At 50.9% G+C, this 24,330-nt stretch carries 21 protein-coding genes; 15 read left to right on the plus strand and 6 right to left on the minus strand.

Features of this window, described 5'->3' with window-relative positions; genetic code table 11:
• Positions 1-70 precede the first annotated feature (70 nt).
• Complete coding sequence (locus LY85_RS16685; protein WP_038323116.1) at positions 71-328, plus strand: HPr family phosphocarrier protein; 258 nt, start codon at positions 71-73, stop codon at positions 326-328.
• A 13-nt stretch (positions 329-341) separates the two neighbouring features.
• On the plus strand, positions 342-1,967 hold the full coding sequence (gene ptsP / locus LY85_RS16690) for a phosphoenolpyruvate--protein phosphotransferase (protein WP_141827572.1): 1,626 nt from the start codon (positions 342-344) through the stop codon (positions 1,965-1,967).
• A gap of 75 nt (positions 1,968-2,042) precedes the next feature.
• Here the strand turns inward: ptsP and LY85_RS16695 are convergent, their stop codons facing one another.
• Positions 2,043-4,070, minus strand: a complete 2,028-nt coding sequence (locus LY85_RS16695) for a heavy metal translocating P-type ATPase (RefSeq protein ID WP_141827573.1) — start codon at positions 4,068-4,070, stop codon at positions 2,043-2,045.
• Complete coding sequence (locus tag LY85_RS16700) at positions 4,063-4,434, minus strand: metalloregulator ArsR/SmtB family transcription factor (RefSeq protein ID WP_038323119.1); 372 nt, start codon at positions 4,432-4,434, stop codon at positions 4,063-4,065. The genes LY85_RS16695 and LY85_RS16700 overlap by 8 nt, the downstream gene beginning before the upstream one ends.
• Positions 4,435-5,045: 611 nt before the next feature.
• Here LY85_RS16700 and LY85_RS16705 point away from each other — a divergent pair.
• The 10 genes from LY85_RS16705 to LY85_RS16750 all read left to right on the plus strand — a co-directional run bounded on the left by LY85_RS16705 (position 5,046) and on the right by LY85_RS16750 (position 15,835).
• A complete protein-coding gene (locus tag LY85_RS16705; protein ID WP_141827574.1) occupies positions 5,046-5,963 on the plus strand; it encodes an ABC transporter permease in 918 nt (305 codons plus the stop codon).
• A 15-nt stretch (positions 5,964-5,978) separates the two neighbouring features.
• Positions 5,979-7,040 (plus strand): ABC transporter permease, encoded by a 1,062-nt coding sequence (locus LY85_RS16710; RefSeq protein ID WP_141827575.1) that lies wholly within the window; start codon positions 5,979-5,981, stop codon positions 7,038-7,040.
• Between the two features lie 11 nt (positions 7,041-7,051).
• Entirely contained in the window at positions 7,052-8,062 is a 1,011-nt protein-coding gene (locus LY85_RS16715; RefSeq protein WP_141827576.1) for an ABC transporter ATP-binding protein, read from the plus strand.
• Positions 8,059-9,027 (plus strand): ABC transporter ATP-binding protein, encoded by a 969-nt coding sequence (locus tag LY85_RS16720; RefSeq protein ID WP_141827577.1) that lies wholly within the window; start codon positions 8,059-8,061, stop codon positions 9,025-9,027. Before LY85_RS16715 ends, LY85_RS16720 begins: the two co-directional genes overlap by 4 nt.
• 70 nt (positions 9,028-9,097) lie before the next feature.
• The gene (locus LY85_RS16725) at positions 9,098-10,753 is read left to right on the plus strand and encodes a peptide ABC transporter substrate-binding protein (protein WP_141827578.1); all 1,656 of its coding nucleotides are present in this window, start codon (positions 9,098-9,100) and stop codon (positions 10,751-10,753) included.
• A 388-nt stretch (positions 10,754-11,141) separates the two neighbouring features.
• Positions 11,142-12,326 carry an ABC transporter substrate-binding protein gene (locus LY85_RS16730; RefSeq protein ID WP_243122593.1) on the plus strand — a complete coding sequence of 395 codons (1,185 nt, stop codon included), beginning with the start codon at positions 11,142-11,144 and terminating at the stop codon, positions 12,324-12,326.
• Positions 12,327-12,443: 117 nt separating this feature from the next.
• A complete protein-coding gene (locus LY85_RS16735; protein WP_038323126.1) occupies positions 12,444-13,325 on the plus strand; it encodes a branched-chain amino acid ABC transporter permease in 882 nt (293 codons plus the stop codon).
• A gap of 3 nt (positions 13,326-13,328) precedes the next feature.
• The gene (locus LY85_RS16740) at positions 13,329-14,354 is read left to right on the plus strand and encodes a branched-chain amino acid ABC transporter permease (protein ID WP_347562445.1); all 1,026 of its coding nucleotides are present in this window, start codon (positions 13,329-13,331) and stop codon (positions 14,352-14,354) included.
• 3 nt (positions 14,355-14,357) lie between these two features.
• Positions 14,358-15,119 carry an ABC transporter ATP-binding protein gene (locus LY85_RS16745; protein ID WP_141827579.1) on the plus strand — a complete coding sequence of 254 codons (762 nt, stop codon included), beginning with the start codon at positions 14,358-14,360 and terminating at the stop codon, positions 15,117-15,119.
• 2 nt (positions 15,120-15,121) lie between these two features.
• Positions 15,122-15,835: an ABC transporter ATP-binding protein gene (locus LY85_RS16750; protein WP_081928211.1), complete on the plus strand. Its 714-nt coding sequence runs from the start codon at positions 15,122-15,124 to the stop codon at positions 15,833-15,835.
• Between the two features lie 33 nt (positions 15,836-15,868).
• On the opposite strand, the gene spoIID is transcribed toward LY85_RS16750, so the two are convergent.
• Complete coding sequence (gene spoIID, locus LY85_RS16755) at positions 15,869-16,939, minus strand: stage II sporulation protein D (protein ID WP_141828177.1); 1,071 nt, start codon at positions 16,937-16,939, stop codon at positions 15,869-15,871.
• Between the two features lie 392 nt (positions 16,940-17,331).
• On the opposite strand from spoIID, the gene LY85_RS16760 reads away from it, so the two are divergent.
• From LY85_RS16760 to gap, 3 genes are all read left to right on the plus strand, one after another.
• Positions 17,332-18,705, plus strand: a complete 1,374-nt coding sequence (locus LY85_RS16760) for a citrate/2-methylcitrate synthase (protein WP_042081539.1) — start codon at positions 17,332-17,334, stop codon at positions 18,703-18,705.
• Positions 18,706-18,725: 20 nt separating this feature from the next.
• Positions 18,726-19,718 (plus strand): hypothetical protein, encoded by a 993-nt coding sequence (locus LY85_RS16765; protein ID WP_141827580.1) that lies wholly within the window; start codon positions 18,726-18,728, stop codon positions 19,716-19,718.
• A 101-nt stretch (positions 19,719-19,819) separates the two neighbouring features.
• Positions 19,820-20,839, plus strand: coding sequence for a type I glyceraldehyde-3-phosphate dehydrogenase (gene gap / locus LY85_RS16770; RefSeq protein ID WP_141827581.1), 1,020 nt, complete (start codon positions 19,820-19,822; stop codon positions 20,837-20,839).
• A 226-nt stretch (positions 20,840-21,065) separates the two neighbouring features.
• Here gap and LY85_RS16775 read toward each other — a convergent pair whose 3' ends face one another.
• From LY85_RS16775 to LY85_RS16785, 3 genes are all read right to left on the minus strand, one after another.
• A complete protein-coding gene (locus LY85_RS16775) occupies positions 21,066-21,545 on the minus strand; it encodes a PTS glucose transporter subunit IIA (RefSeq protein ID WP_141827582.1) in 480 nt (159 codons plus the stop codon).
• Between the two features lie 93 nt (positions 21,546-21,638).
• Positions 21,639-23,108: an N-acetylglucosamine-specific PTS transporter subunit IIBC gene (nagE, locus tag LY85_RS16780; protein WP_141827583.1), complete on the minus strand. Its 1,470-nt coding sequence runs from the start codon at positions 23,106-23,108 to the stop codon at positions 21,639-21,641.
• 46 nt (positions 23,109-23,154) lie between these two features.
• Entirely contained in the window at positions 23,155-23,982 is an 828-nt protein-coding gene (locus LY85_RS16785) for a PRD domain-containing protein (protein ID WP_141827584.1), read from the minus strand.
• Positions 23,983-24,330: the final 348 nt, after the last annotated feature.

Raw genomic sequence — 24,330 nt, forward strand, 5'->3', positions numbered from 1 at the left:
ATATTTACAAAATAGAAAATTCGATTATTAGGAATATTAAACTATAAATTTTAAGAAAGGTTTGGTTAGTGTGCAGGCGTTCCAACATATTGTAAAGGATGAAGTGGGGCTTCATGCAAGGCCGGCGGGGCTCCTTGTAAAATTGGCGTCTTCCTGTTCATCGGACATCAGCATTACGTTTCATTCCAAGAAAGTAAGTGCTAAGAAATTATTTGCCGTTATGGGCCTTGGTGCGAAAAAGGATGATGAAATTACCATTACGGTTGAGGGTGAAAATGAGGAGGCGGACTGCCTGAAAATCAAAGAATTCTGTGAACAAAATCTGTAAGGTTGGTGGTAAGATGAAAAAAATACACGGAGTCGCTGCATCGAAGGGTTATGCAATTGGAAAACTGACCCTTTGTGTCAATATTGACGATCATATTCAAAAAAAGAGCATTACGGACGTTCCTGCGGAACTGTCCCGACTTAACTCCGCCAAAGACGCGGCGGTAGAGGCACTCAACGAAATTTACAGGAAAGCGCTTAAGCGTGTTGGCGAAGCAAATTCCATGATATTTCAGATACATATCATGATGCTTCAGGACGAGGACTATTACAACACGATTCAGGACGCAATCAAAAATGACAAAGTGAACGCCGAATACGCCGTATGGCAGGCGGGCAGGCAATTTTCCGAGATGTTCGCGCAGATGGACGACGAGTATATGCGCGGCCGGGCGGCGGACGTTGTCGATATCTCCAAGAGGCTGATCCGCAATCTTGACGAAACCCTTGCCAATGGACTGGACTGCCTGACCGACCGGTCGATTGTCGGCGCGGTTGATCTGATGCCCAGTGAAACCGTACAGATGGATAAGAACCTTGTTCTTGCCTTTGTAACGCGCGAAGGCTCTAAAAGCTCCCATTCGGCTATCCTGGCCAGAACGATGGGCATTCCCGCCGTGGTTGGGCTTGCCGGCGGATACGGCGAGCTGACAGACGGGGCTTCCCTTATTGTAGACGGCGCCGCGGGAGACGTTATCCTTGAGCCGGACGAGCAGACGCTCGAAGAGTACCGGAAAAAGCAGCAGGAATTTGAAAACTATCAGCATGAATTAAATCTGCTGAAAGGGACCAAGGCTGTTACAAAGAACGGAACGGTCATTGAAATCAACGCGAATATCGGCCATCCGGAAGATGTCTCCATGGTGCTGGAAAACGATGCGGACGGCATCGGCCTTTTCCGCAGTGAATTCCTGTATATGGAAAGCAAAAACTTTCCCAGTGAGGAAGATCAGTTCAAGGCCTATAAAAGGGTGCTGGAAAAAATGGGCGGAAAGCGCGTGATTATCCGTACGCTGGATTTGGGCGCGGATAAACAGGTGCCTTATCTTGACATCCCGCACGAGGAAAACCCCGCGATGGGCTACCGTGCGATCCGCATCTGTCTGGATCGTCAGGAGCTTTTCGTTACCCAGCTCAGAGCACTGATCCGGGCTTCCGCTTTTGGAAAGCTGGCCATTATGTTCCCGATGATTATTTCGGTTGACGAGGTAAAGCAGATCAAGGAAATTGTGGAGAAGGTCAAGAAGGATCTGACCGCTGAGAAGATTGCATTCGCTCCGGATATTGAGATAGGGATTATGATTGAAACGCCTGCTTCGGTCATGCTGAGCGATCTGCTTGCGAAGGAAGTCGATTTCTTCAGCATCGGCACCAACGACCTGACGCAGTACACGCTGGCTGTCGACCGCATGAACCACACCATTTCCAAGATGTTCGATTCGCGCCATCCCGCAGTGCTGCGCATGATTGAGAAGACGGCGGAGAGCGCAAAGAATGCCGGCATCTGGGTGGGCATCTGCGGGGAATCCGCTGCGGATACCACGCTGACTGAATTCTACGTTAAAATCGGAATCAGCGAGCTTTCGGTCACTCCGTCCGCGGTGCTTGAGCTGCGCAAGGCGGTCCAGCAAGTCGAATGATAAGATCACATAAAAACAGCCTTCCGTTCAAGCTGAACGGAAGGCTGTTTATTTTAACCATAGGAAGTTGTACAATTAACGGAATTTCAAAATCCTTGTCGCGTTGATCACGGAAATGATGCAGACACCCATATCCGCGAATACGGCCATCCACATGGAGGAGTAGCCGAGAGCCGCAAGGACAAGCACCAGTGCTTTGCAGGTAAGCGCAAAGGCAATGTTGAAACGGATGATCCCCATCGAACGGCGCGCGATACGGATGGCGGGCGCCAGTTTGGACGGTTTATCCAGCGTAAGTACAACGTCGGAGGCTTCGATCGCAGCGTCGGTGCCAAGCCCCATGGCGACCCCGCAGTCGGACGCGGCCAGTACCGGGGCGTCGTTGATGCCGTCACCGACAAAGATGGTTTTTCCGGTCTCTCTGCGGATGCTTTCCATAATAGATACTTTATTTTCCGGAAGCAGTCCGGCGTGGTACTCCGTAATTCCGCAATCCCCTGCGGCTGCGGCCGCGGAGCTTTCGTTGTCTCCGGTCAGCATGACAATCCGCTTCAGGCCGATTTTTTTCAGCAGCCCGATTCCCTCTGCGGAATCGGGCTTCACGGTGTCGCTCAGCTCTATGCTGCCTTCTACGACGCCGTCAACCGCGATAAAAATGGAGGCGGGGGAAAAGCTCTCCATATTCAGTCCGTTTTCTTCCAAAAGATTTCTGCGGCCGCAGATGACTTTTTTACCGTCCATCATCGCGATAACGCCGTTGCCGGGAATTTCTTCTGCCTGCTCGGCGGGCAGAAGCTCCGCGCCGGCAGCGGCCTTTATCACCGCTTTCGCGGCGGGGTGGGAGCTGTACTGCTCGGCGGAGGCCGCGATCCGCAGAAGTTCGGCTTCGTCCAGACTGCCCAGAACGTTCACTTTGCTCAGCTTCAGTTCGCCGCTGGTCAGAGTTCCTGTTTTATCGAATACAACCGCGTCGGCCAGTGCAAGAGCTTCTAAAAACCTGCCGCCTTTGATTAAGACGCCGTTTTTGCTTTCGGCGCCGATCCCGGCGTAGAACCCGAGCGGAACCGAGATGACCAGCGCGCATGGGCAGGAGGCTACCAGAAAGACCAGCGCGCGGTAAAGCCAGACACGGAATTCGCCCAATCCAAACAGAGGGGGAAGGATCATCAGCAGGACGGCAAGCACCATTACCAGCGGGGTGTAGATTTCCGCAAAGCGGGTGATGAGCTTTTCCGCCCTGCCCTTTCGTGCGGCAGCGGATTCCACCATGGCAATAATCCGGGAAGCGGCGGAATTCTGAAGATCGTGCGTTACTTCAACCGTCAGGGGACCCTGTTCGTTCATCATGCCCGACAGGACCTCGGAACCGGCGGAGGCGTCGATAGGAACGCTCTCTCCCGTCAGCGCGGAAGCGTTCAGTGTGGAGGTCCCCGAAAGGACGGTGCCGTCCAGGGGGACCCGCTCAAAGGGATAGACCGCGATGGTGTCACCGACCTGCACCTCCTGCGCGGGAACGATCGCTTCGTTTCCGTCCCGGATTCTCCGCGCAGTATCCGCACGGATTTCTGCGAGCTTGCCGATGCTTTCGCGGGAATTATCGATCGCCTTGTCTTCAATCATTTCTCCCAGCTGATACAGGATGGCGACCATTGCCGCTTCCAGGTACTGCCCGAGGCAGAAGGCGGCGATCACCGCGACCGCCATCAGCGTGGTCTCATCCATTCTGAGCTTCAGAAGGGAACGCCAGCCGCTTCTGAATACGCGCCAGCCGGATAAAACAACCGACAGGCCGAACAGGATTCCCTGGATCAGCGGCGGCGCCTGGAAAATATGTTCCGAAAGAAAGCCTGCCGCAAAGAACAGCAGGGAGGATATGATTTCTATTTTAAATCGGTTTGAGTTTTCTTCTTCGTCGTTTTCTTCTCCTTCACAGTGGCTGCATCCGCAGCCGCAGGAGGAGGCTAAAGCAGGCTGGACTTTTTCATCGCCGTGGCTGTCATGGCCGTGTTTCTGTTCATGACACTCCTCGTGTTCATGGTGCTCGTGGTCATGCGCGCAGCAGGAACAGCGAGGTTCACATTGTTCATTCTCGTATTCATGCATGCGGGTTTTCCTCCTTTACGTGGTTTAAGCCCTGTTCAAACAGCAGCCGAACATGATCGTCGTCAAGGGAGTAAAAAGAGGATTTTCCTTCGCGTCTTACCCGTACAAGGTGGGCATTGCGCAAAAGACGGAGCTGATGGGAAATGGCGGACTGGCCCATGTCCAGCACTTCCGCGATATCGCAGACACACAGCTCGTTTTCAAACAGCGCGCAGATGATGCGGACTCTGGTGGTATCGCCAAAGACCTTGAATAATTCCGCAAGGGCGAACAGTGTATCCAGATCGGGCATGCTGTGGAGTGTATTTTCAACAAGATTGGGGTGAATGCATTTTTCTTCGCATAAGTCGGTTATTTCTTCCATTATAATCACTCCTGTTCATATGAACATATATTCATTTGTTTGTTCCATTATATTCCGATTCAACGGTTTATGCAATGGATTTTTAAAAATAAAAAATATTTGAAAATACCCGTCGGATTTTCTGATCATTCTAAACTCCAGGGAAAACTATGTACAAAACGCGCGTGCAGGCACAATCTGCCGTATCGCAGGGATTGGCGCGGTACGCGGTTGATTTTAGTGACAAGGGCCTATCAAAACAGGATTCCAAATTATGGGGGAACAAAAGCTGTGCCTCAATGGGCATACGTTTCCGCAGATTCGTTTTTTTGAATATTAGAAAAAAAAATATGCAAAAAATCAGAATATTTAAGAGTATTCCACATAATTAGCTTGTATTCTGAATTGAAAATTGATATAATAACAAAATAAGGTAAGGTATGTAGGACACATCCGGACAAGGGTGTGTCCTACATAGGCGTATGAAGGTAAATGATAGACTGTGTTGAATTAAGGACATATTTGTGATATAATTTCGTATTGTATTCCTTTTAGGATACCCGGTCATATTCATTTGATGCGTGAAATATGATATTGCCTTCTGCAAACAGGAATTTTAAGGAGTGGCTGTAGTGACAAACTATGTGATAAAGCGTATCGCCTATGCGCTTTTGACGATTTTTCTGATTTCCGTCATCACCTTTGCGCTGATGAACATGATACCCGGAGGCCCGTTTTTAAGCGAGAAAGCGGTTTCGCCGGAGACGACACAGGCTTTAAAAGTAAAATACGGACTTGATAAACCACTGTATGTGCAGTACGGGAATTATATGAACAATTTGCTGCATGGTGATTTCGGTCTGTCCATCAAGCAAAAGGGCAGGACCGCCAATGATATTATTTTTTCAACGTTTCCCGTTTCGGCAAGGCTTGCCGGTATCTCAATTTTACTGGCGCTGATTATGGGCGTGACGATGGGTTCCGTGGCGGCGTTGAACAGAGGGAAATGGGCCGACAGCTTGCTGATGGTCATTTCCACCATGGGAATTGCCGTGCCGGGCTTTGTTGTCGCGTCTTTTCTGCTGATTACGTTTGGCGTAAATCTGCACGTGTTGCCGACACTCGGCTTGAAAACGCCGCTGCATTATATCATGCCGGTTGCGGCGCTGTCATTTTATCCAACGGCGTATATTACGCGCCTGATGCGTTCCAGCATGCTGGACGCGCTCAATCAGGACTACATACGTACGGCAAAGGCGAAAGGCGTAAGTAAATTTTCCATGCTGTTCAAGCATGCGCTGAAAAACGCGATCATTCCGGTAATCACTTATGTCGGCCCGCTGCTTGCCTACACGATGACCGGAAGCTTCGTGGTTGAGAAAATATTTACGATTCCGGGTCTGGGCCGTGAATTTATCAACTGTATTACCGGCCGCGATTATCCGATGGTGATGAGTACCACTCTTTTCCTTGCCATTTTATTGGTCTTTATGAATGTGATTGTGGACATTTGTTACAAACTGGTTGATCCAAGAATTAAACTGAAGTGAGGAAGGCAGGAAAAGATGTTGGACGATATAAAGCTCAAAAAGAATCCCTTTAGCCTCCAGTTGAATGCAGATGACTTTTTGCCTGCCAGCTCGGATGAAAAAGAATCTTTGGTTGTGATGCGCGAAAGCACAACCTACTGGAAAGACGCAATGCAGCGTTTTGCTAAAAATAAAGTGGCCATGGCCGCAATGGTTGTCATTGTGTTCGTTTTGGTCTTTGCGTTTATTGTTCCTAGTTTTTACCCGTATCAGTATGACCAGCAGATTCGCGGAAGCGAAGATTTGACGCCGATGCAGTACTCGGAGATGGAGTTGAAAAGCATTTCCCAGGGGGAGAACGTTTTTCCTCATATTTTCGGTACGGACAGCTTCGGGCGCGACCTTGGTATCCGCGTGATGATCGGCGCCAGAATTTCCCTTCTGGTCGGCTTGATCGCCAGCGCGCTGGTCCTTTTAATCGGCAGCATCTACGGCGCGATTGCCGGCTACTTCGGCGGCAAGGTCGATATGATCATGATGCGTATCGTGGATATTATTTACTCTGTGCCGGATATGCTGATTATTATTCTTTTGCAGGTAACTTTGAAAACACCGCTGACTCAGCTGTTTGACAGCAATCCCGCCTTTGAGGGACTGCAGAAGATCGGTGTCGGGCTGATCAGTATTTTTATTACCTTCAGTCTGCTGTACTGGGTCGGTATGGCGAGAATCGTACGCGGCCAGATCATGACGCTGAAGGAACAGGAATTTGTTACGGCGGCAAGGGCGCTGGGCGCTTCAAACCGTCAGATTATTGCCAAGCATCTGCTTCCGAACTGCATCGGGACGCTGATTGTTACAACAACCCTGCAGATTCCTTCTGCAATCTTTACGGAAGCCTTTCTGAGCTACCTTGGACTGGGCGTTGCGATTCCCATGGCCAGTCTTGGTTCGCTTGCTTCCGATGCACTGGGCGGGATCAACGCGTTTCCTTACCGTTTGATTATTCCTTCCATTGCCATCAGCCTGATTATTTTGTCATTCAATCTTTTCGGTGACGGCCTGAGAGATGCGTTTGATCCGAAGCTTAAGAAATAGGAGATTTGAAAATGAGTTCAAATTGTTTGCTTGACATAGAAAACCTTCAAGTTTCCTTTTTTACCCCTGCCGGAGAGGTAAAGGCCGTCAGCGGCGTATCCTATACGCTTGACCACGGCGAGGTGCTTGGAATCGTTGGAGAATCCGGAAGCGGAAAAAGCGTTTCCGCTTACACTCTGATGGGAATTATTGCCGACCCAGGTAAAGTGGTGGGCGGCACCGTTGAGTTTAACGGACATCATATTGAAAAAATGAAAGAGAAAGAGTTCCGGAAAATGCGCGGCAGCGAAGTCAGCATCATTTTCCAGGACCCGATGACCTCCCTGAACCCGGTTTATACCATCGGGAACCAGCTTACCGAAATGATACGTCTGCACACGGACAAGAGCAGGGCGGAGTGCAAGGCGAGAGCCACCGAGCTTTTGGCTCTGGTTGGTATGAACGAACCGGAAAAACGCATGAAGCAGTATCCGCACGAATTTTCGGGCGGTATGCGCCAGAGGGTGATGATCGCCATGGCGCTGGCCTGCGAGCCGAAGCTGCTGATTGCCGACGAACCCACCACGGCGCTTGACGTTACCATTCAGGCCCAGATTCTGGAACTGATGGTGGAGCTGAAAAAGAAAATTAATATGTCGATTATCATCATCACGCATGATTTAGGCGTTGTCTCCGACGTTTGTGACCGCATTGCGGTTATGTATGCCGGCAAGATCGTTGAAATCGGCAGTACGGACGATATTTTTTATAATCCCAAGCACTGTTATACGGTCGGTCTTTTGAACTCCGTCCCGAAAATCCATGAGCAGGGACACGAGAGACTGATTCCGATTGAAGGGACCACTGTTGATTTGCTGTATCCTCCGGCGGGCTGTCCGTTTGCTTCCCGCTGCGACAGGTGCATGAAAATCTGCCTGAGGCAGATGCCGGAGTTTACCGAGATTTCTCCGGGTCATAAAAGTGCCTGCTGGCTCTTACAGAAAGAGCAGTTGGAGAATGCCGGGGAGGGAAACACAAAATGAGCGAAAAGCTGTTGGAAGTTCAGCATCTTCAGCAATATTTTCCGGTAAGCGGAGGTATATTCAAGACAAATTATGTGCAGGCTGTTGATGATGTCAGCTTTTATATCAATAAGGGAGAGACTCTGGGGCTGGTTGGAGAAAGCGGCTGCGGAAAGACAACGACCGGAAGAACCATCCTGCGGCTGTATGAGCCGACCGGAGGAAAAATTATCTATAACGGGGAAGATGTCACAAATGTGGACTTTGCCCCTTACCGTAAAAAAATGCAGATTGTTTTTCAGGACCCTTACGCGTCTTTGGACGCCCGCATGACGGTCGGCGACATTGTCGGCGAACCGATCGACATCCATAATCTGGCTTCCGGCCGCAAGGAGCGCAACGAAAGAATCCTTTCCCTGCTGGAGAGAGTGGGGCTGAATTCCGAGCACGCAAACCGCTATCCTCATGAATTTTCCGGCGGACAGCGCCAGAGAATCGGCATTGCGCGTGCGCTGGCGGTGAATCCCGAATTTATTGTGTGCGACGAACCGATTTCCGCACTGGATGTTTCCATACAGGCGCAGGTCGTCAATATGTTTGAAGATTTGCAGCAGGAGATGGACCTGACCTATCTGTTTATTGCTCATGATCTTGCGATTGTAAAGCATATCAGCAACCGGATCGGGGTAATGTATCTGGGAAAGCTCGTCGAGCTTGCGGACAGCGATTCGCTTTATGACCACCCGATCCATCCCTACACGCAAAGCCTTCTTTCCGCAATTCCGATTCCGGACCCGAAGATGAGCCGTGCAAAGAAGAGAATTGTGCTTGAGGGCGACGTGCCCAGCCCGCTGAATCCGCCTTCCGGCTGCCGCTTCAGAACCCGCTGCCCGTACGCGACGGAACAGTGCGCGGCTGAGGTGCCGGAATTCAAGGAATATGAAACGGGTCATTTTGCGGCCTGTCATCGTATCGGGGAGTTTTAACAGGTTTTAATTTGCATTGCAAATTGAAATAATCTGAAGAGAAAATAAGAAAGAAATTGGAGGGATTTTTATGAAAAAGAAAATTGTCGCCCTCGTTCTTGCGTCGGCGATGATGGTTTCCGCCTTTGCAGGCTGTGGAAATGGTGCAGCCGTCTCCTCTGCCGCAGAAGGAACAGGCAGCAAGGCGCCGGCTAGTCAATCGCTGAGCGTCAGCCTTGGCGCGGAACCGGCCACGATGGATCCGGCCTTGAACCAGGCGGCGGATGTTACCACCGTTATGAACCATCTGTTCGAAGGACTTACCCGCTATTCATCCGATCATAAGATTATCAATGCGCAGGCGAAGGAAATCAAAAAGAGCGACGACCATAAAACGTATACGATCACGCTCCGTGACGACATTAAATGGTCTGACGGCAAGCCGGTGACCGCGGGCGATTTTGAATACGCCTGGAAGAGAGTGGTCGATCCGAAAACAGCTTCCCAGTATGTTTATATTTTTGATCCGGTTCTCAACGCGAACGAAATTGCCGCGGGAAAAATGGATAAAGATAAGCTGGGTGTTAAGGCTACAGACGATAAGACACTGGTTGTGACCTTGAGAGCTCCGTGCGCGTATTTTGATGAGCTCCTTTCCTTTACGGCTTATTTCCCGGTCCGTAAGGATATTGTTGAAGGGAACGACAATTGGACGCAGGACCCCAAAACCTATATTTCCAACGGTGCTTTCAAGCTGAAGGACTGGAGTCATAAAGAGAGCATTACGGTAGAGAAGAACCCGAATTACTACGACAAAGATAAAATCAAACTGGATACCTTGAAATTTGTTCTGTTGGAAGACGATTCTCCAAGACTCGCCGCTTACCAGAATGACGAAATCAGTTTCTGTTATACCATTCCGGTTGAAGAAATCGCTACCTGGCAGGATAAGCCCGATTTCAAAATTCTGCCGGATTTGAGCACAAACTATTGTATTTTTAACTGCGAGAAGAAACCTTTTGACGACGTAAGAGTCAGAAAAGCTTTTTCCCTTGCGATCGACCGCAATTATATTGCTGAAAAGGTAACAAAGAAAGCCCAGGCTCCCGCCGGCGCTTTTGTACCGACCGGTCTTCAGGATGAGGACTCCTCGAAGGGGTTCCGTGATGTCGGAGGAGATTATATTTCCATTAAGTCGGAAGATTATGAGAAAAATGTAGCCGAAGCGAAAAAGCTTCTCGCGGAAGCCGGTTATCCGGACGGCAAGGGTTTCCCGTCCGTTGAGTATGTCACCAATCCCGCTTCCATGAATAATGCGCTTGCCGAAGCACTGCAGAATATGTGGAAGACCGAGCTGGGCATTAACGTTACGATTTCCCAGCAGGAGTGGTCCGTGTTCCTTGATACGCGCAACAAGGCCAACTTCCAGATCGCCCGCGGCGGATTCGGCGTTGATTTCAACGATGCAGTTTCCATGCTTGATCTGTTTGTGACCAACGGCGGCAACAACAGCGGTAAATATTCCAATCCGGAATATGATAAGCTGATTGAGCAGATCAAAGCAACGGACGACAACAAAGTCAGAATGCCGCTTCTGCATCAGGCTGAGGATATTCTGATGCGTGATATGGTGGTTGCACCGACGACCTATCGTACCCGTATTGTTTTGTTGAACCCGAAGGTGAAGGGATACTATCAATCCCCGATGGGCTTCGACTACTTTATGTATGCTTCTGTAGAAGGCTGATTCGTTAAAGAGCTTTTAAGCGTTCCCGTTTTACGGGGACGCTTTTTTGCACAATTTTATCTCTATTTGAATGATTTGGATAGGTTATACTGCACCAGAACAAAATTTTACTGGTTTAAAGCAATAGTTAAGCGATAAATTTGCAATATGAGGGGCACAATATTTCATTTATATACGACCGAAGATTAAAAAGCAAATAAAAACTGTTAATTTTTACGATTTTATGAAATAAAACGAATAATTGTAAATATGCAGTTGCAAATATACTTCATCAGTAGTATAATCAAAAACATTAGAATATTAGGACCAGGGCATGAAGCCGGGTTGTTTCGGCAGCTCGGCTGTAGTATAAAAATGCGAAGAGACTATTTTACTTGGGAGGTAAAACATGATGAAAAAGCGTTTATTGGCAGCTGTTTTGGCGGCTGTAATGCTTTCTGCTTCCGCAACAGGCTGCGCTCAGGGAGGCGGGAACACGGACTCTGCGGCTGCGGGCAGTGCCGCTGCGGCTGGTGAAACAATTAAAATCGGCGGACTTGCGCCGCTGACCGGAAACGTATCCGTTTATGGTATTGCTACAAACAACGGCGTTAAGCTGGCCGTAGATAAGATCAATAAAGCCGGCGGCGTCCTTGGAAAGCAGATTGAATACATCGCTTACGATGAAAAGGGCGATGCAATCGAGGCTGTCAATGCTTACAACAAGCTTGTACAGGACGATAAGGTAGTCGCGCTGGTTGGCGACGTTACCTCTAAACCGACCATTGCCGTTGCGCAGAAGGCGGTAAAAGACGGCCTGCCGATGATTACGGCTACCGGCACCGCGGCGGACATTACAAAGGCCGGCGACAATATCTTCCGCGCCTGCTTTATCGACCCGTTCCAGGGCGAATTGATGGCTGCCTATGCGGCTCAGAAGCTCGGCGCAAAAACCGCCGCCATTATCTATGACAACGGCGACGACTATTCCACCGGCGTTGCAGATGCTTTTGAAGCTGCCGCAAAAGAAGCCGGCATGACCATTACCAACAAAGAAGCCTATCAGAGCGGAAGCGTTGATTTCAAATCACAGCTTACAAAGATTAAGGCCGGCAACCCCGATGTCGTTATGGTTCCGGTTTATTATTCCGATGTAGCGCTGATTGCCGTACAGGCGAAGGACGTCGGCCTGAGCGCGAAGCTTCTCGGTGCGGACGGCTGGGACGGCGTTCTTGAAAAGATTGACAAAAGCAACCTCGACGCCGTGAAGGACTGCTATTTCTGCAGCCAGTACTCCGCTGAAAGCTCCGATCCCGATCTGCAGGCTTTCCTGAAAACCTACAAGGAAACCTACAACACGGATGCAAACATGTTTGCTGTTCTGGGCTATGACGCCATGGGCATGATGGTCTCCGCAATCGAGAAGGCCGGTTCCACGGATTCCGACAAGATTGTCGAAGCGCTCAAAGGCATTGAATACAAGGGCCTTACCGGCAACACCACCTTTGACGAAAACCGCAACCCGGTCAGAGAGGCTGTCATTACGACCATTGCGGATGGAAAATACAAATTTGTAGAGAACTTTAAAAAGTAAGTTTACCCATTCTGTTTAGGAATTAAAATGGGAAAAGAGGGTGAAGAAATTCGCCCTCTTTTCGGGTTTTCTGCGAACAATATCACTGTTTCAATTAAATGCAGGAGGGTGCGGTTTATGGATTTCTTTTCGCAAATCATCAACGGCCTGGGTATCGGCAGCATTTACGCGCTGGTCGCTCTGGGCTACAGTATGGTTTATGGTATCGTTCAGCTGATTAACTTTGCGCACGGCGATATCATTATGGTAGGCGCTTATGTTGTATTTGTTATCTTGGTTATGATGAATCTTCCCCTGTGGCTTGCGGTGCTGGGTTCGATTATTTTCTGCGGGCTTGCCGGCGTTGTGATTGAGCGCGTAGCATACCACAGGCTTCTGGTCCGGGACGCACCCAGAATTTCCCTGCTGATTACGGCAATCGGCGTCAGCATCTTTTTGCAGAACCTTTTCCAGCTGCTGTTTGGGTCGGATGCGAAATCAATGCCGAAAATGTTCTCTTTCAGCCCGCTGCAGATCGGCGAACTGCAGATCACTTCGTCCACGGTCCTGAACATTCTGGTATCCGTCGTCATGATGGCCGGGCTGCAGCTCATGGTCAGCAAGATGAAGATCGGAAAGGCGATGCGTGCGACCTCTGAGGATGCGGGTGCCGCCAAGCTGATGGGCATCAACACAAACACCACCATTGCCTTTACATTCGGCATCGGCTCGGCCCTGGCTTCCGCGGGCGCGGTGCTTTACTGCAACACATATCCGCAGATTAAGCCGATTATGGGCGGCCTGCTGGGCCTGAAAGCGTTTGTCGCCGCCGTGCTGGGCGGAATCGGCAGCATCCCCGGCGCCATGCTGGGCGGTTACCTGCTGGGCGTTGCCGAAAGCCTGACAAACGCCTATATCAGCAGCAACCTGACGGACGCCGTCGTATTCGGAATCCTGATTATCGTTCTGCTGGTAAAGCCCGCGGGTCTGCTTGGCAAAAATACAAGGGAGAAGGTGTAACGAATGTTGGGTATTTCAAGAAGAAAAAAGATTTCTTACGTTGTGAATCTGGTGATCGTTATCCTTCTGTATGTGGTCTTTACCATGCTGATCCGCCAGGGCGTTGTGAACAGCTATTATTCCGATATTATCAACATGATGTGCATCAACATCATTATGGCCGTCAGCCTGAACCTTGTGACCGGCCTGCTGGGCCAGCTGGTTCTGGGCCACGCGGGATTCATGCTGGTGGGCGCGTACGCCGCGGGCCTGTTCACCCTTCACTCCGGGCTTCCGCTTCCGGTCGCGTTCCCCATTGCGCTGGTGCTGGGCGGCCTGGTTGCGGCGCTTTTCGGCGTTATCATCGGCGTACCGGCCCTGCGCCTGAAAGGCGACTATCTGGCGATTATCACCCTGGGCTTTGGGGAAATCATACGCGTAATCGCCAACAATTTGACCATTACCAACGGGGCGAAGGGCCTTTACGGCATCGACTCCCTGAACTCCCGTCATAACCTGACGGCGATGTTTACCTATATGTTCTTTATCGCTGTTCTGGCGATCTTTATCAGCTTTACCTTTGGGACTTCCCGCCACGGCCGCGCCGTCATCTCCATCCGCGAGGATGAAATCGCCGCGGAAGCCTCGGGCATCAACACCACCTATTACAAGCTGCTTGCGTTTATTCTGGCGGCATTCTTTGCCGGTGTGGCGGGCGGACTTTACGCGCACCAGATCGGCCTCATCGACCCGTCGAAGTTCGACTTCAACCGTTCGGTGGAAATCCTTGTAATGGTCGTGCTGGGCGGCATGGGCTCGATTACGGGCTCCATTATTTCCGCGGGCGTGCTTACCGTTCTGCCGGAAGCGCTGCGCGGGTTTTCCAGCTACCGTATGCTGCTTTATTCCATCGTGCTGATCTGCGTGATGCTCTTCCGTCCTACCGGGCTGCTGGGCCGCAGCGAATTTTCGCTGATGAAAACAGTGGATAAAATCAAAGGTGCTGTAAAAGGGAAAAAGCAGGACCCGGCTTCGAATAAGGAGGGCTAACCGATGTCTGTACTGGAAACCAAAAATCTTGGAATTGCTTTCGGCGGCCTTCAGGCCCTTGAGGATGTGCATTTCTCCATCAACGAAGGGGAAATCATCGGCCTGATCGGGCCGAACGGAGCGGGAAAAACCACTGTTTTCAACCTGCTGACCGACGTTTACACGCCGACCAAGGGCGTGATTGAGCTCGACGGGAATAACATTGTCGGCAAAAAGACCTATCAGATCACCCAAAACGGGATTGCGAGAACCTTTCAGAATATCCGTCTGTTTAAGGACGCCACCGTCATTGACAACGTAAAGATCGCGATGAACAGCCAGATGAAGTATTCCGTTCTGGCGGGGATGTTCCGCCTCCCTTCCTACCGTAAGGAAGAGAAGGCGGTATCCAAACGCGCGCACGAGCTTTTACAGGTTTTCAGCCTTGACGAGCATGCGCACGATCTGGCGAAAAACCTTCCCTACGGCAAGCAGCGCAAGCTGGAAATTGCCCGTGCGCTCGCGACCAATCCGAAGGTCCTGCTCCTTGACGAGCCCGCGGCCGGTATGAACCCGACCGAGACCATGGAGCTGATGGAAACCATCATGCTGATCCGTGATAAATTCAATGTTGCGATCCTGCTGATTGAGCACGATATGAACTTCGTCATGGGGATCTGCGAACATATTGTGGTTCTGGATTACGGCAGGATCATCGCGGAAGGTTCCGCGGAAACGGTGCGCAACGATCCGAAAGTGATCGCCGCGTATCTTGGAGGTGAGTGATAATGGGAGTTATGCTGTCGGTAAAAAATTTGGATGTTTTCTATGGGTCCATCCATGCCATTAAAAACGTTTCCTTTGAAGTGCAGGAAGGGGAAATCGTTACCCTGATCGGCGCGAACGGCGCCGGAAAGACCACAACGCTGCATTCCATTTCCGGACTTATCAAGCCGAAAAACGGCGAGATCACCTTTATGGACAACGATCTGCGTACGACGGAGCCCCACAGGATTATCAAGCTCGGGCTGGCCCAGGTCCCGGAGGGAAGGCGTATTTTTTCCAAAATGACCGTGCTTGAAAACCTGGAGATGGGCGCGTATATCCGCAATGACGGCGATAAAATCGAAGACGACTTTGAAAAGCTGTTTGAGCGCCTGCCCCGGCTGAAAGAGCGCCGCAAACAGATTGCCGGTACGCTCAGCGGCGGGGAGCAGCAGATGCTCGCAATCGGACGCGCGCTGATGTGCAACCCGAAAATGCTTCTGCTGGACGAACCGTCCATGGGCCTTTCCCCGCTTCTGGTGAACGAGATATTCAGCATTATCCGAGATGTAAACCAGTCGGGCGTTACCGTCCTGCTGGTTGAGCAAAACGCAAAGAAGGCGCTGGAAATCGCCAACCGCGCCTACGTTCTGGAAACAGGAACGATCGCCATGGAAGGCGATGCGGATGAGCTTGCAAATGACGAGAAGGTCCGCAAGGCTTATCTGGGCGGCTGATGTGAAAAGGCGGAAGCTTTGCTTCCGCCTTTTTTATGTAGCAATCGCTGTCAGCGAAGTGGTGGGATAATACCACGCCAGAATCTGTTTGTAGGTCGACCCCTGCGAAGCCATGTAATCCGCGCCCACCTGGCTCATGCCGACGCCGTGTCCGTATCCCTTTACCACAAAGGTAAAAACATTGTCCTTACAGGTAAGGGCGAAGTTTGCCGAACGCAGCCCGAACGCGCTGCGCGCGTCGTTGCCCGTTACGGAGACCCCTCCGATTTCTATGGTTTTCACGGAGCCCGCGGTGGTGCGGCTGACGGTTCCGACCCATTTGGCCGCGTCCGTTCCAAGGCTTGCCTTCGGAGCGGCTTTCAGGGCAGCCGCTTTGAACTGGTCGGCGCTGAGTGTGACCGTGGTCTGGTATCCGCCGGCGAATATGTCCCCGGGGCTTGCCACGGAGACCAGATAGCTGCGCTTTCCGCCCCAGATGTCTTCGGAGGTTTCCGTTTTGCCGGAGGAAATGGCGTAGTAGGTCGCGTCGGCAAGATCATTTCCGCTTTTGAGCACCTGCCCGTATACGGCGTTTACCACCTGCGTAAGTTTGTTGTAGTATTCGTCGAACTTTGTTCCCCAGCGCTCCTGCATCTGCGCTTTGGTGACGTAAATCTGCCATCCCTGTGTGTCTGCGGAAAAATCCGCGCCCTTCAGCGCAGCCGTGGGATTGGTCTTTTCCTGTGTACGCAGACGGCTGTAATAGGTATACGCGGCGACGCCCTGCGCTTTCAGCGCTTCCGGCTGGGATTCGGGAGACATTTCGGTGACGATTGCTCCGTAAAGAAAATCCCGGTCGTTTACCGTCAGAACCTGATTGCTCTTGGTATCGAGTATCTTGAATTGGGCCGTATTCTGGACCGCGGGCGCGCTGCTTTGCGGTGTCTGGGATACGGGCTGGGACTGCGGTTTTGCCTGCGACTGCTGGCCGGACTGTACGGCGGACGAAGAACTTTTGGAGCTCAGCTTGTCTGTCTTGTCCGGAATTTTCGCACCCATGGATAAAAACGGGGTCAGGAACATTATCAGAAAAAGCAGAAGTCCCAGTAAGGTTTTGCCTTTCATTTTCAACCACCATTCCTCCGTGCAGTATAGAATCGGCTGATAAGCGGCTGAATTTTGCACGGAAATCTCAGCGGCTTATCCACGGTTTGGCTGGTCCGTTTTCTGAACAGGAAAGCTACCGTATTACATTTTACATGAGCATATTAAAGATTATTCATAAAATTATAAATATATTTCATCACAGGCGGAATTTGACATAAAAATGAAATTTTTGAATCTTTTTGCTGCAAAATCGGTGATTCTGCAATGCAAGGTTACTTGACTTTGATTTCGCGGTGATATATATTATATACTAAAGTGTTTATAGGAGATATTGGCGTCGCCGTCGGTTCTTCCACGCGGAGCGGGACGGCTTTTTTTATTGAATTTGCGTGGGGAAATGGTGTACTGATATGGCAGAAATTGTACTTGAGCAGGACAATCCGGGCCTGAAGAGCCTGTGTGATGAATTCAGGGCGAACAATAAAATTCCGCAGGACAAATTTGAATTATATCAGGTCAAGCGCGGCCTGCGCAACCCGGACGGCACGGGCGTTATGGCGGGCCTTACCACGATCTGTAACGTACACGGCTATTTAATTGCGGACGGTGAGCGTATCCCGGACGAAGGCAAGCTTACCTACCGCGGGATCGACCTTCGGGAGATCGTGGAAGGGTGCCTTGCGGAAAAGCGTTTCGGATATGAGGAAGTCGCGTGGCTTCTGCTCTTCGGCGAGCTGCCGAACGCGCAGCAGCTGCAGACCTTCTGTAAAACCCTGAACAGCTACCGCGAGCTTCCGGAATATTTTGCGGAGGATATGATTATCAAGGCGCCGTCCAAGAATATTATGAATAAGCTGGCGCGTTCCGTGCTGGCCCTGTATTCCTACGACGACAATCCGGACGACACCTCCCTCCAGAATAACATGCGTCAGGCCATCCAGCTGATTGCGCGGATGCCTACCATCATGACGTATGCCTATCAGGTGAAGCGCCGTCATTTTGACAAGCAGAGCATGTATTTCCACCCCATTGACCCTTCCCATTCCACAGCGCAGGCTATTTTAAACGCGATCCGTCCGGACCGCATGTTTACCGATGAGGAGGCAAAGCTGCTCGACCTCTGCCTGATTCTCCATGCGGAGCACGGCGGCGGCAACAACTCCACCTTTACCGCTCGCGTGCTTTCTTCTACGGGCACGGATATTTATTCCTCCATCGCGGCCGCGATCGGCTCCCTGAAGGGCCCCAAGCACGGCGGCGCCAATCACAGAGTCATGATGATGATGAACGAGATCATGGAGAATGTGCATAACTGGGAAGACGAGACGGAGCTCGGGAATTACCTCGAAAAAATCGTCCGCGGGGAAGCCTGCGACCGTTCCGGCCTGATTTACGGCATGGGGCACGCGGTTTATACGCTTTCCGACCCGCGTGCGGTCATCCTGAAGACAAAAGCCCGCAAGATGGCTGAAGAAAGAGATATGCTTCAGAAATTCGAGCTGTTCGAGCGCGTGGAAAAGCTTGCGCCGGCGGCTTTTTCGAAGGTCAAGGGGGAGATGAAGGTCATTTCCGCCAATGTCGATTTTTACTCCGGGCTGGTCTATGAGATGCTTGGGATTCCGAGCGACCTGTTTACGCCGCTTTTTGCGATTTCCCGTATTGCGGGCTGGTGCGCCCACCGCATAGAGGAAATGGAGACCTGCGGCAGGATCATGCGTCCGGCGTATCGTTCCCTGTCGAAGAGCAAACCGTACATATCTCTTGACAAACGAAACGCAAAGTAAGATTGGAAGGACAGAACATCATGAATATTAAGAATGCCTGGATTGTATTCGCAGTTGCCCTGCTGATTACGCTGCCGACCAGAATTTATCAGATACTGTTTCTGATGGATCAGGATACCGGCTTTTATATCGACGGCATGAAGACGACCGCCTTTGTTGCTGCCGGTCTTGCGGCGGGGGTCCTTCTGCTGGTCCTGATGTGCTTCCTGGATAAGGGAAAAAAGCCGAAGTACAGCCCGATCAGAAGCCTTCCGGCGGCGGTGTTCGGCACCCTGGCCGGACTGGGGATCATCCTGCAGTACGCTGTCGGTATTTTCACCTCGGCTGAATCAGAAAATCCCGTTCCTTCCGTTCTTCTCGCGCTGATCGGCATTTGCGCGGGCGGGGTGATCATCCTGACCTCCTATCAGTTCGCGACGGGCGGCAACACCTTTGAACGTCACCCGCTTCTGGCGCTGCTTCCGTCCGTATGGGGCTGTGCCAGCCTTGTTTCGCTGTTTATCACCTATGTGGCGGTGGTCAATGTCTCGGAAAATATTTACGACACGTTTGCGGTGATCTTTCTGCTTTTGTTCCTGTTCGCCCAGGCGAAAATGTTCGCGCGCATAGAAGATGAAAAAAGTGGAAAAATGGTTTATATGTTTGGCCTTCCGGCGGCGCTGCTTTTGCTGGCTACCGGAATTCCGGGCACGTTAATGGTCCTTTTCAACCTTCACAGTGCCGGGACTTTCCCGGTCGGGCTGTACCCGGTGAATGTTTTGCTGGCGCTGTACGTGGTGCTGTTCCTGATCCGGTATGCGAAGATCGGGGAGGACAAGCCCCAGTCCGACGATGAGCTTCCGGCGGAGGAACCCCGGGTCAACGCGGCTGTAAGCGAAACGGCGGACAATGCGGGGGACGAACTCTCCGACGGCGTTCTGAAAGAGGAGAGCTGCCTGGAATTTCTGGCAAAAGCGTATCACAGTCAGGAGCAGTTCTGTGAAAGGATGAAAAGTCCTTTCCTTCGGAATTAAGATGAAAAAAGTTAGTTAAAATTATGTCAGATGGCTTGTAAAACATCTTAAAATGCTATAAAATAGGATAAGAAAGATTAAATTTCAGGAGGTATATTTTTATGTCTGTTAAGATTGGCATCAACGGGTTTGGCCGTATCGGCCGCCTGGTCTTCCGTGCAGCTGTCGCTCAGCCGGAAACATTTGAAATTGTTGGTATCAATGATCCGTTTATTGACGTTGACTACATGGTTTACATGGTGAAATACGACACCATGCACGGCCGCTTCCAGGGTGATATCTCTGCCGAAGACGGCAAGCTGGTTGTAAACGGCAAAAAGATCGGTGTCTTTGCCGAAAAGGATCCTACCCAGATTCCGTGGGGCAAAGCAGAAGCCGAGTATGTTGTAGAGTCCACCGGTGTGTTCTGCACAACCGAGAAGGCTTCCGCCCATATTACAGCCGGTGCAAAGAAGGTTATTATTTCCGCTCCTGCAAAGGATAAGGAGACCCCGACTTTTGTCTGCGGCGTTAACCTCGACACCTACACAAAGGACATGAAGGTCGTTTCCAACGCATCCTGCACCACGAACTGCCTTGCTCCTTTGACAAAAGTAATCAACGACAAGTTTGGCCTTGTGGAAGGACTTATGACGACTGTTCATTCCACCACCGCCACCCAGAAGACTGTTGACGGTCCTTCCAGCAAAGACTGGAGAGGCGGCCGCGCCGCATCCGGCAACATCATTCCTTCCTCCACCGGCGCTGCAAAAGCATGTGCGCTTGTTATTCCTGCAGTCAAGGGCAAACTGACCGGTATGTCCATGCGTGTTCCCACACTGGATGTTTCCGTTGTCGACCTGACCGTCAGCCTTGCAAAACCGACTACCTATGAAGAGATCTGCGCAGCCGTTAAAGAGGCTTCCGAGAACGAAATGAAGGGCATCCTCGGCTACACTGAGGACGCGGTCGTTTCTTCCGACTTCCTCGGCGATCCCCGCACTTCCATCTTTGATAAGAATGCCGGTATCATGCTGAACGACCACTTCGTCAAGCTCGTATCCTGGTACGACAATGAGTGGGGCTATAGCAACAAGGTTCTGGACCTGATCAAACACATGAATGTTGTTGACCATAAATAATTTATCTTATGGTTGAATTCTTTTAAATGCTCAGCACCCCACAGCGCGCAGTTGCCCGCTGTGGGGTGCTTTATTTGTCGCATTTCTCTTCTGACAGTCCGACAATCGTTCGGCTGTTGCCCGCACAGGGATTTTCAGCTTTGCCGGGGGTTGCTGCAAACAAAAAAGGAATGTCCGCTGACTGCGCAACATCCCTTTTATTTTCCAGATTAACAGGCGGCCGGCTTCACTGCTTGCTGAAGCTCATGACGACCGATTTACCGCCGGATACATTGCCTTGCTCGCATTCGAGGTTTTTGACCGCGTCAAGATTGGTGATGATGCAGGGAGAAATCGTGCTGTAGCCCTTTTCCGCGATCGCCTGAATATCCATATCCATTACTTTTTCCCCTGCGGCGATATGCTGGCCGACCTCTACATGGCAGGTAAAGCCTTCGCCGTTCAGTTTTACGGTGTCGATTCCAAGGTGAACCAACACTTCGATCCCATCGTCGCTTTCTATTCCGATTGCGTGGAGCGTATGCGCGATTTGTACGATTGTTCCGGATACGGGCGAATAAACCCCGTTTTCCGAAGGAAGGATCGCAATTCCGTCGCCTAATATTTTATCGGCAAATACAGGGTCGGGTACTTCGGTTATTAAAATGGCTTTTCCGGTTTGTTGAGCTAAAATGGTTTGTTTCTTATTTCTGCCGAATAATTGCATGATAGACCTCCGATGTTGATTTCAACGAATGATAATAATAAAGATCGTTTCCCTCCCCCGAAATGGGGGAGGGAAACAAAAAGGAGAGATGGATCAGGCCGTCGCGTGGTCGTGGCCGGGGAGGTATTTTTTCATTGCGTCAACCAAAAGCTCTGCCTTTGTGCCGACGATGACCTGGGTAACCTGGGTGCCTGCTTTCATGACGCCGGAAGCGCCGAGGGCCTTGAAATCTTTTTCATTCAGCTCCTTGTTGCTGACAAGGGTCAGGCGGATGCGGGTGATGCAGGAATCGATCTCCTTAATATTCTCTGCACCGCCGAGCGCCGCTATGTATTTCTTCGCAATATTATCGAAGCCCTGATCTTCAACCAGCGCGGAGAAGCTGCTGGTTTCCTCGTCGTCTTCACGGCCCGGTGTTTTCAGGTTGAATTTCTTGATGAAGAAGACGAACAGGAAGAAGTAAACAACAGCGAATACAAGGCCGACCGGGATAATCATCCAGCCGTTTGCCGCCTTGGTCCAGTTGATGAGGTAATCGAAAAGTCCCGCCGAGAAGGTGAAGCTGTCGCGGATGCCGAGCATGTTGCAAACCACCAGGGAAAGACCTGTCAGAGCGGCGTGCAGAACAAAGAGGACAGGCGCGAGGAACATGAACATGAATTCGATCGGCTCTGTTACGCCGGTCAGGAACGCGGTCAGCGCAACGGAGAAAAGAGCGCCGCCGACAATTGCTTTATTTTCTTTCTTGGCGCATACATACATGGCCAGGGCAGCCGCAGGAAGCGCAAACATCATGATCGGGAAGAAACCGGCGGTAAATACGCCGCCGTGGGGGTCGCCGGCAAAGAATCTCCACAGGTCGCCGGAAACGGTTTTACCGTCCGCACCCGTGTAGGTGCCGAAGTTAAACCATACAGCCGTGTTCACAACGTGATGCAGGCCGAAGGGCAGGAGCAGTCTGTTCAGTGTGCCGTAGATGAATTCGCCGAGTCCGCCGCTGCCGGTCATCCAGTTTGCAGCCGCGTCCAGACCCTTTTGGAAGGTCGGCCATACGGTACCGAGCAGGCCGCCGATCACAAGGGAGAAACCGCCCGTGACGATCGGAACGAAACGTCTGCCGCCGAAGAACGCGAGCCAGTCGGGCAGCTTGGCGCTGTGGAACCTATTGTAGCACAGACCGGCGATGACACCGGCGATGATTCCGCCGAAATGCGCCATGTTGATTTCGGTGATTCCTTCGGGAAGGCCCGCCGCCGGCATGAACATGCTGCCGATCTGCAGGGCATGGTTGACGGCCTGGCCGGCCGCATTGAGTACGAAATAGGCGACCGCTCCGGCCAGACCCGCAGCGCCGTTATTGTCTTTTGCAAGACCTACCGCAATACCGATTGCAAATAAGAGGGGAAGATTGCTGAACAGGGCGTTGCCGGAATCCGCCAGAAGGGGAATATTGAGCATATCGCTCTGCCCCAGTCTGAGAAGAAGACCCGCGATCGGCAGCGATGCAATAGGCAGCATCAATGCCTTGCCAAGTTTTTGTAGTGCCGCTAAAACTTTTTGCATTGTTTTTCCTCCTAAAAATATTTTGAATCGAGTTCCCTCGAATAGGTCACAACTGTTTAAGCTTTTCAATATCGACCGCAATAAAAGCGATCGCGTCCTCGCTGAGCTGGACGTCCATCTCATCATAAATCATTTTTGCGACCTGCAGCGCCGTCCGGTAGGAATCGAGCATGCTCAGCTTGACTTGCTGGTTCAGCTTCATGACGATCGGATTACGGTTGACGGTCAGCGTAACCAGACAGTGCAGGGAAAGCAGAAAGCTTTTTGCGGGCGCGTGGGTGTTGTCAAGCCTTTTGTCGATGGCAATTCCCACCATGCTGAGTATTTCGCTGTAGACGCGGGTGCTCTTCATGGCGGAACGGATATGCCGGTTTTTTCTGGCGGAGTAGAGGTGGAGCGCGATAAAGCCTGTCTCACCGTCCCCGATTTCCACGCCGATACGCTCTTTGATGATCTCGGCTGCGATCTGTGCGGTTTCGTATTCCCTGCTGTAAAGGATCGCGATTTCACCGCAGAAAGGATTGTCGATCGGCAAGCCCATATGTAAGCATTCTACCGCGAAGGTGATATGATCCAGTAAAGCGCCGTAAAGCTTGCTGTTGTCAATGTGAAGCCTTTCGCGCGCCACCTCTACAATTTCTCTGGTGACCTCCTCCACCTGCTGGACCTGGGAGTCGATCTGTTTCAATTTTGCGGAATTGACGCTGTCCTCATGGATATAAAATATTTTGCGGTCTTCCGCGCTGTCCTGAATTTTTTCTCCTACCCTTTTGCCGAAGCCGATTCCTTTGCTCATGAGGACAACCTGATTTTCCTCTTCGTCCTGAGCCAGGACCGCGTTGCTGTTCAGAACCTTAGCTACCCTGTAATTCATTTACATCCCCTCAACTTGAATTTTGATTGAAACAGCGGTCCGCTACGGACAGACGACCGCATGTCTGCCTGTATACGCCGAACGGGAAGAGGAGCCGCGGGCCGGATTTCGTCAGAATTCTCACACAAAAATAAAAGGCATAAACTACCATGAAAATTAAAATTCCATGAAAGCTTATGCCTGATCGAATCAGTTACACACTCTTAATATTCTTTTAACAACTTCTATTATACCGGTCGCAAAGGATTTGTCAATATAAAATTTAAATTAAATACATAAATTTTATTTTCAATTCCATATTCATTGTTGAATTTGACTATTTTTTCACATCATTTTTAATTCTTATGC

The sequence above is a fragment of the Clostridium sp. KNHs216 genome, from assembly GCF_006714885.1.
Classification (GTDB): domain Bacteria; phylum Bacillota; class Clostridia; order Oscillospirales; family Acutalibacteraceae; genus Caproiciproducens.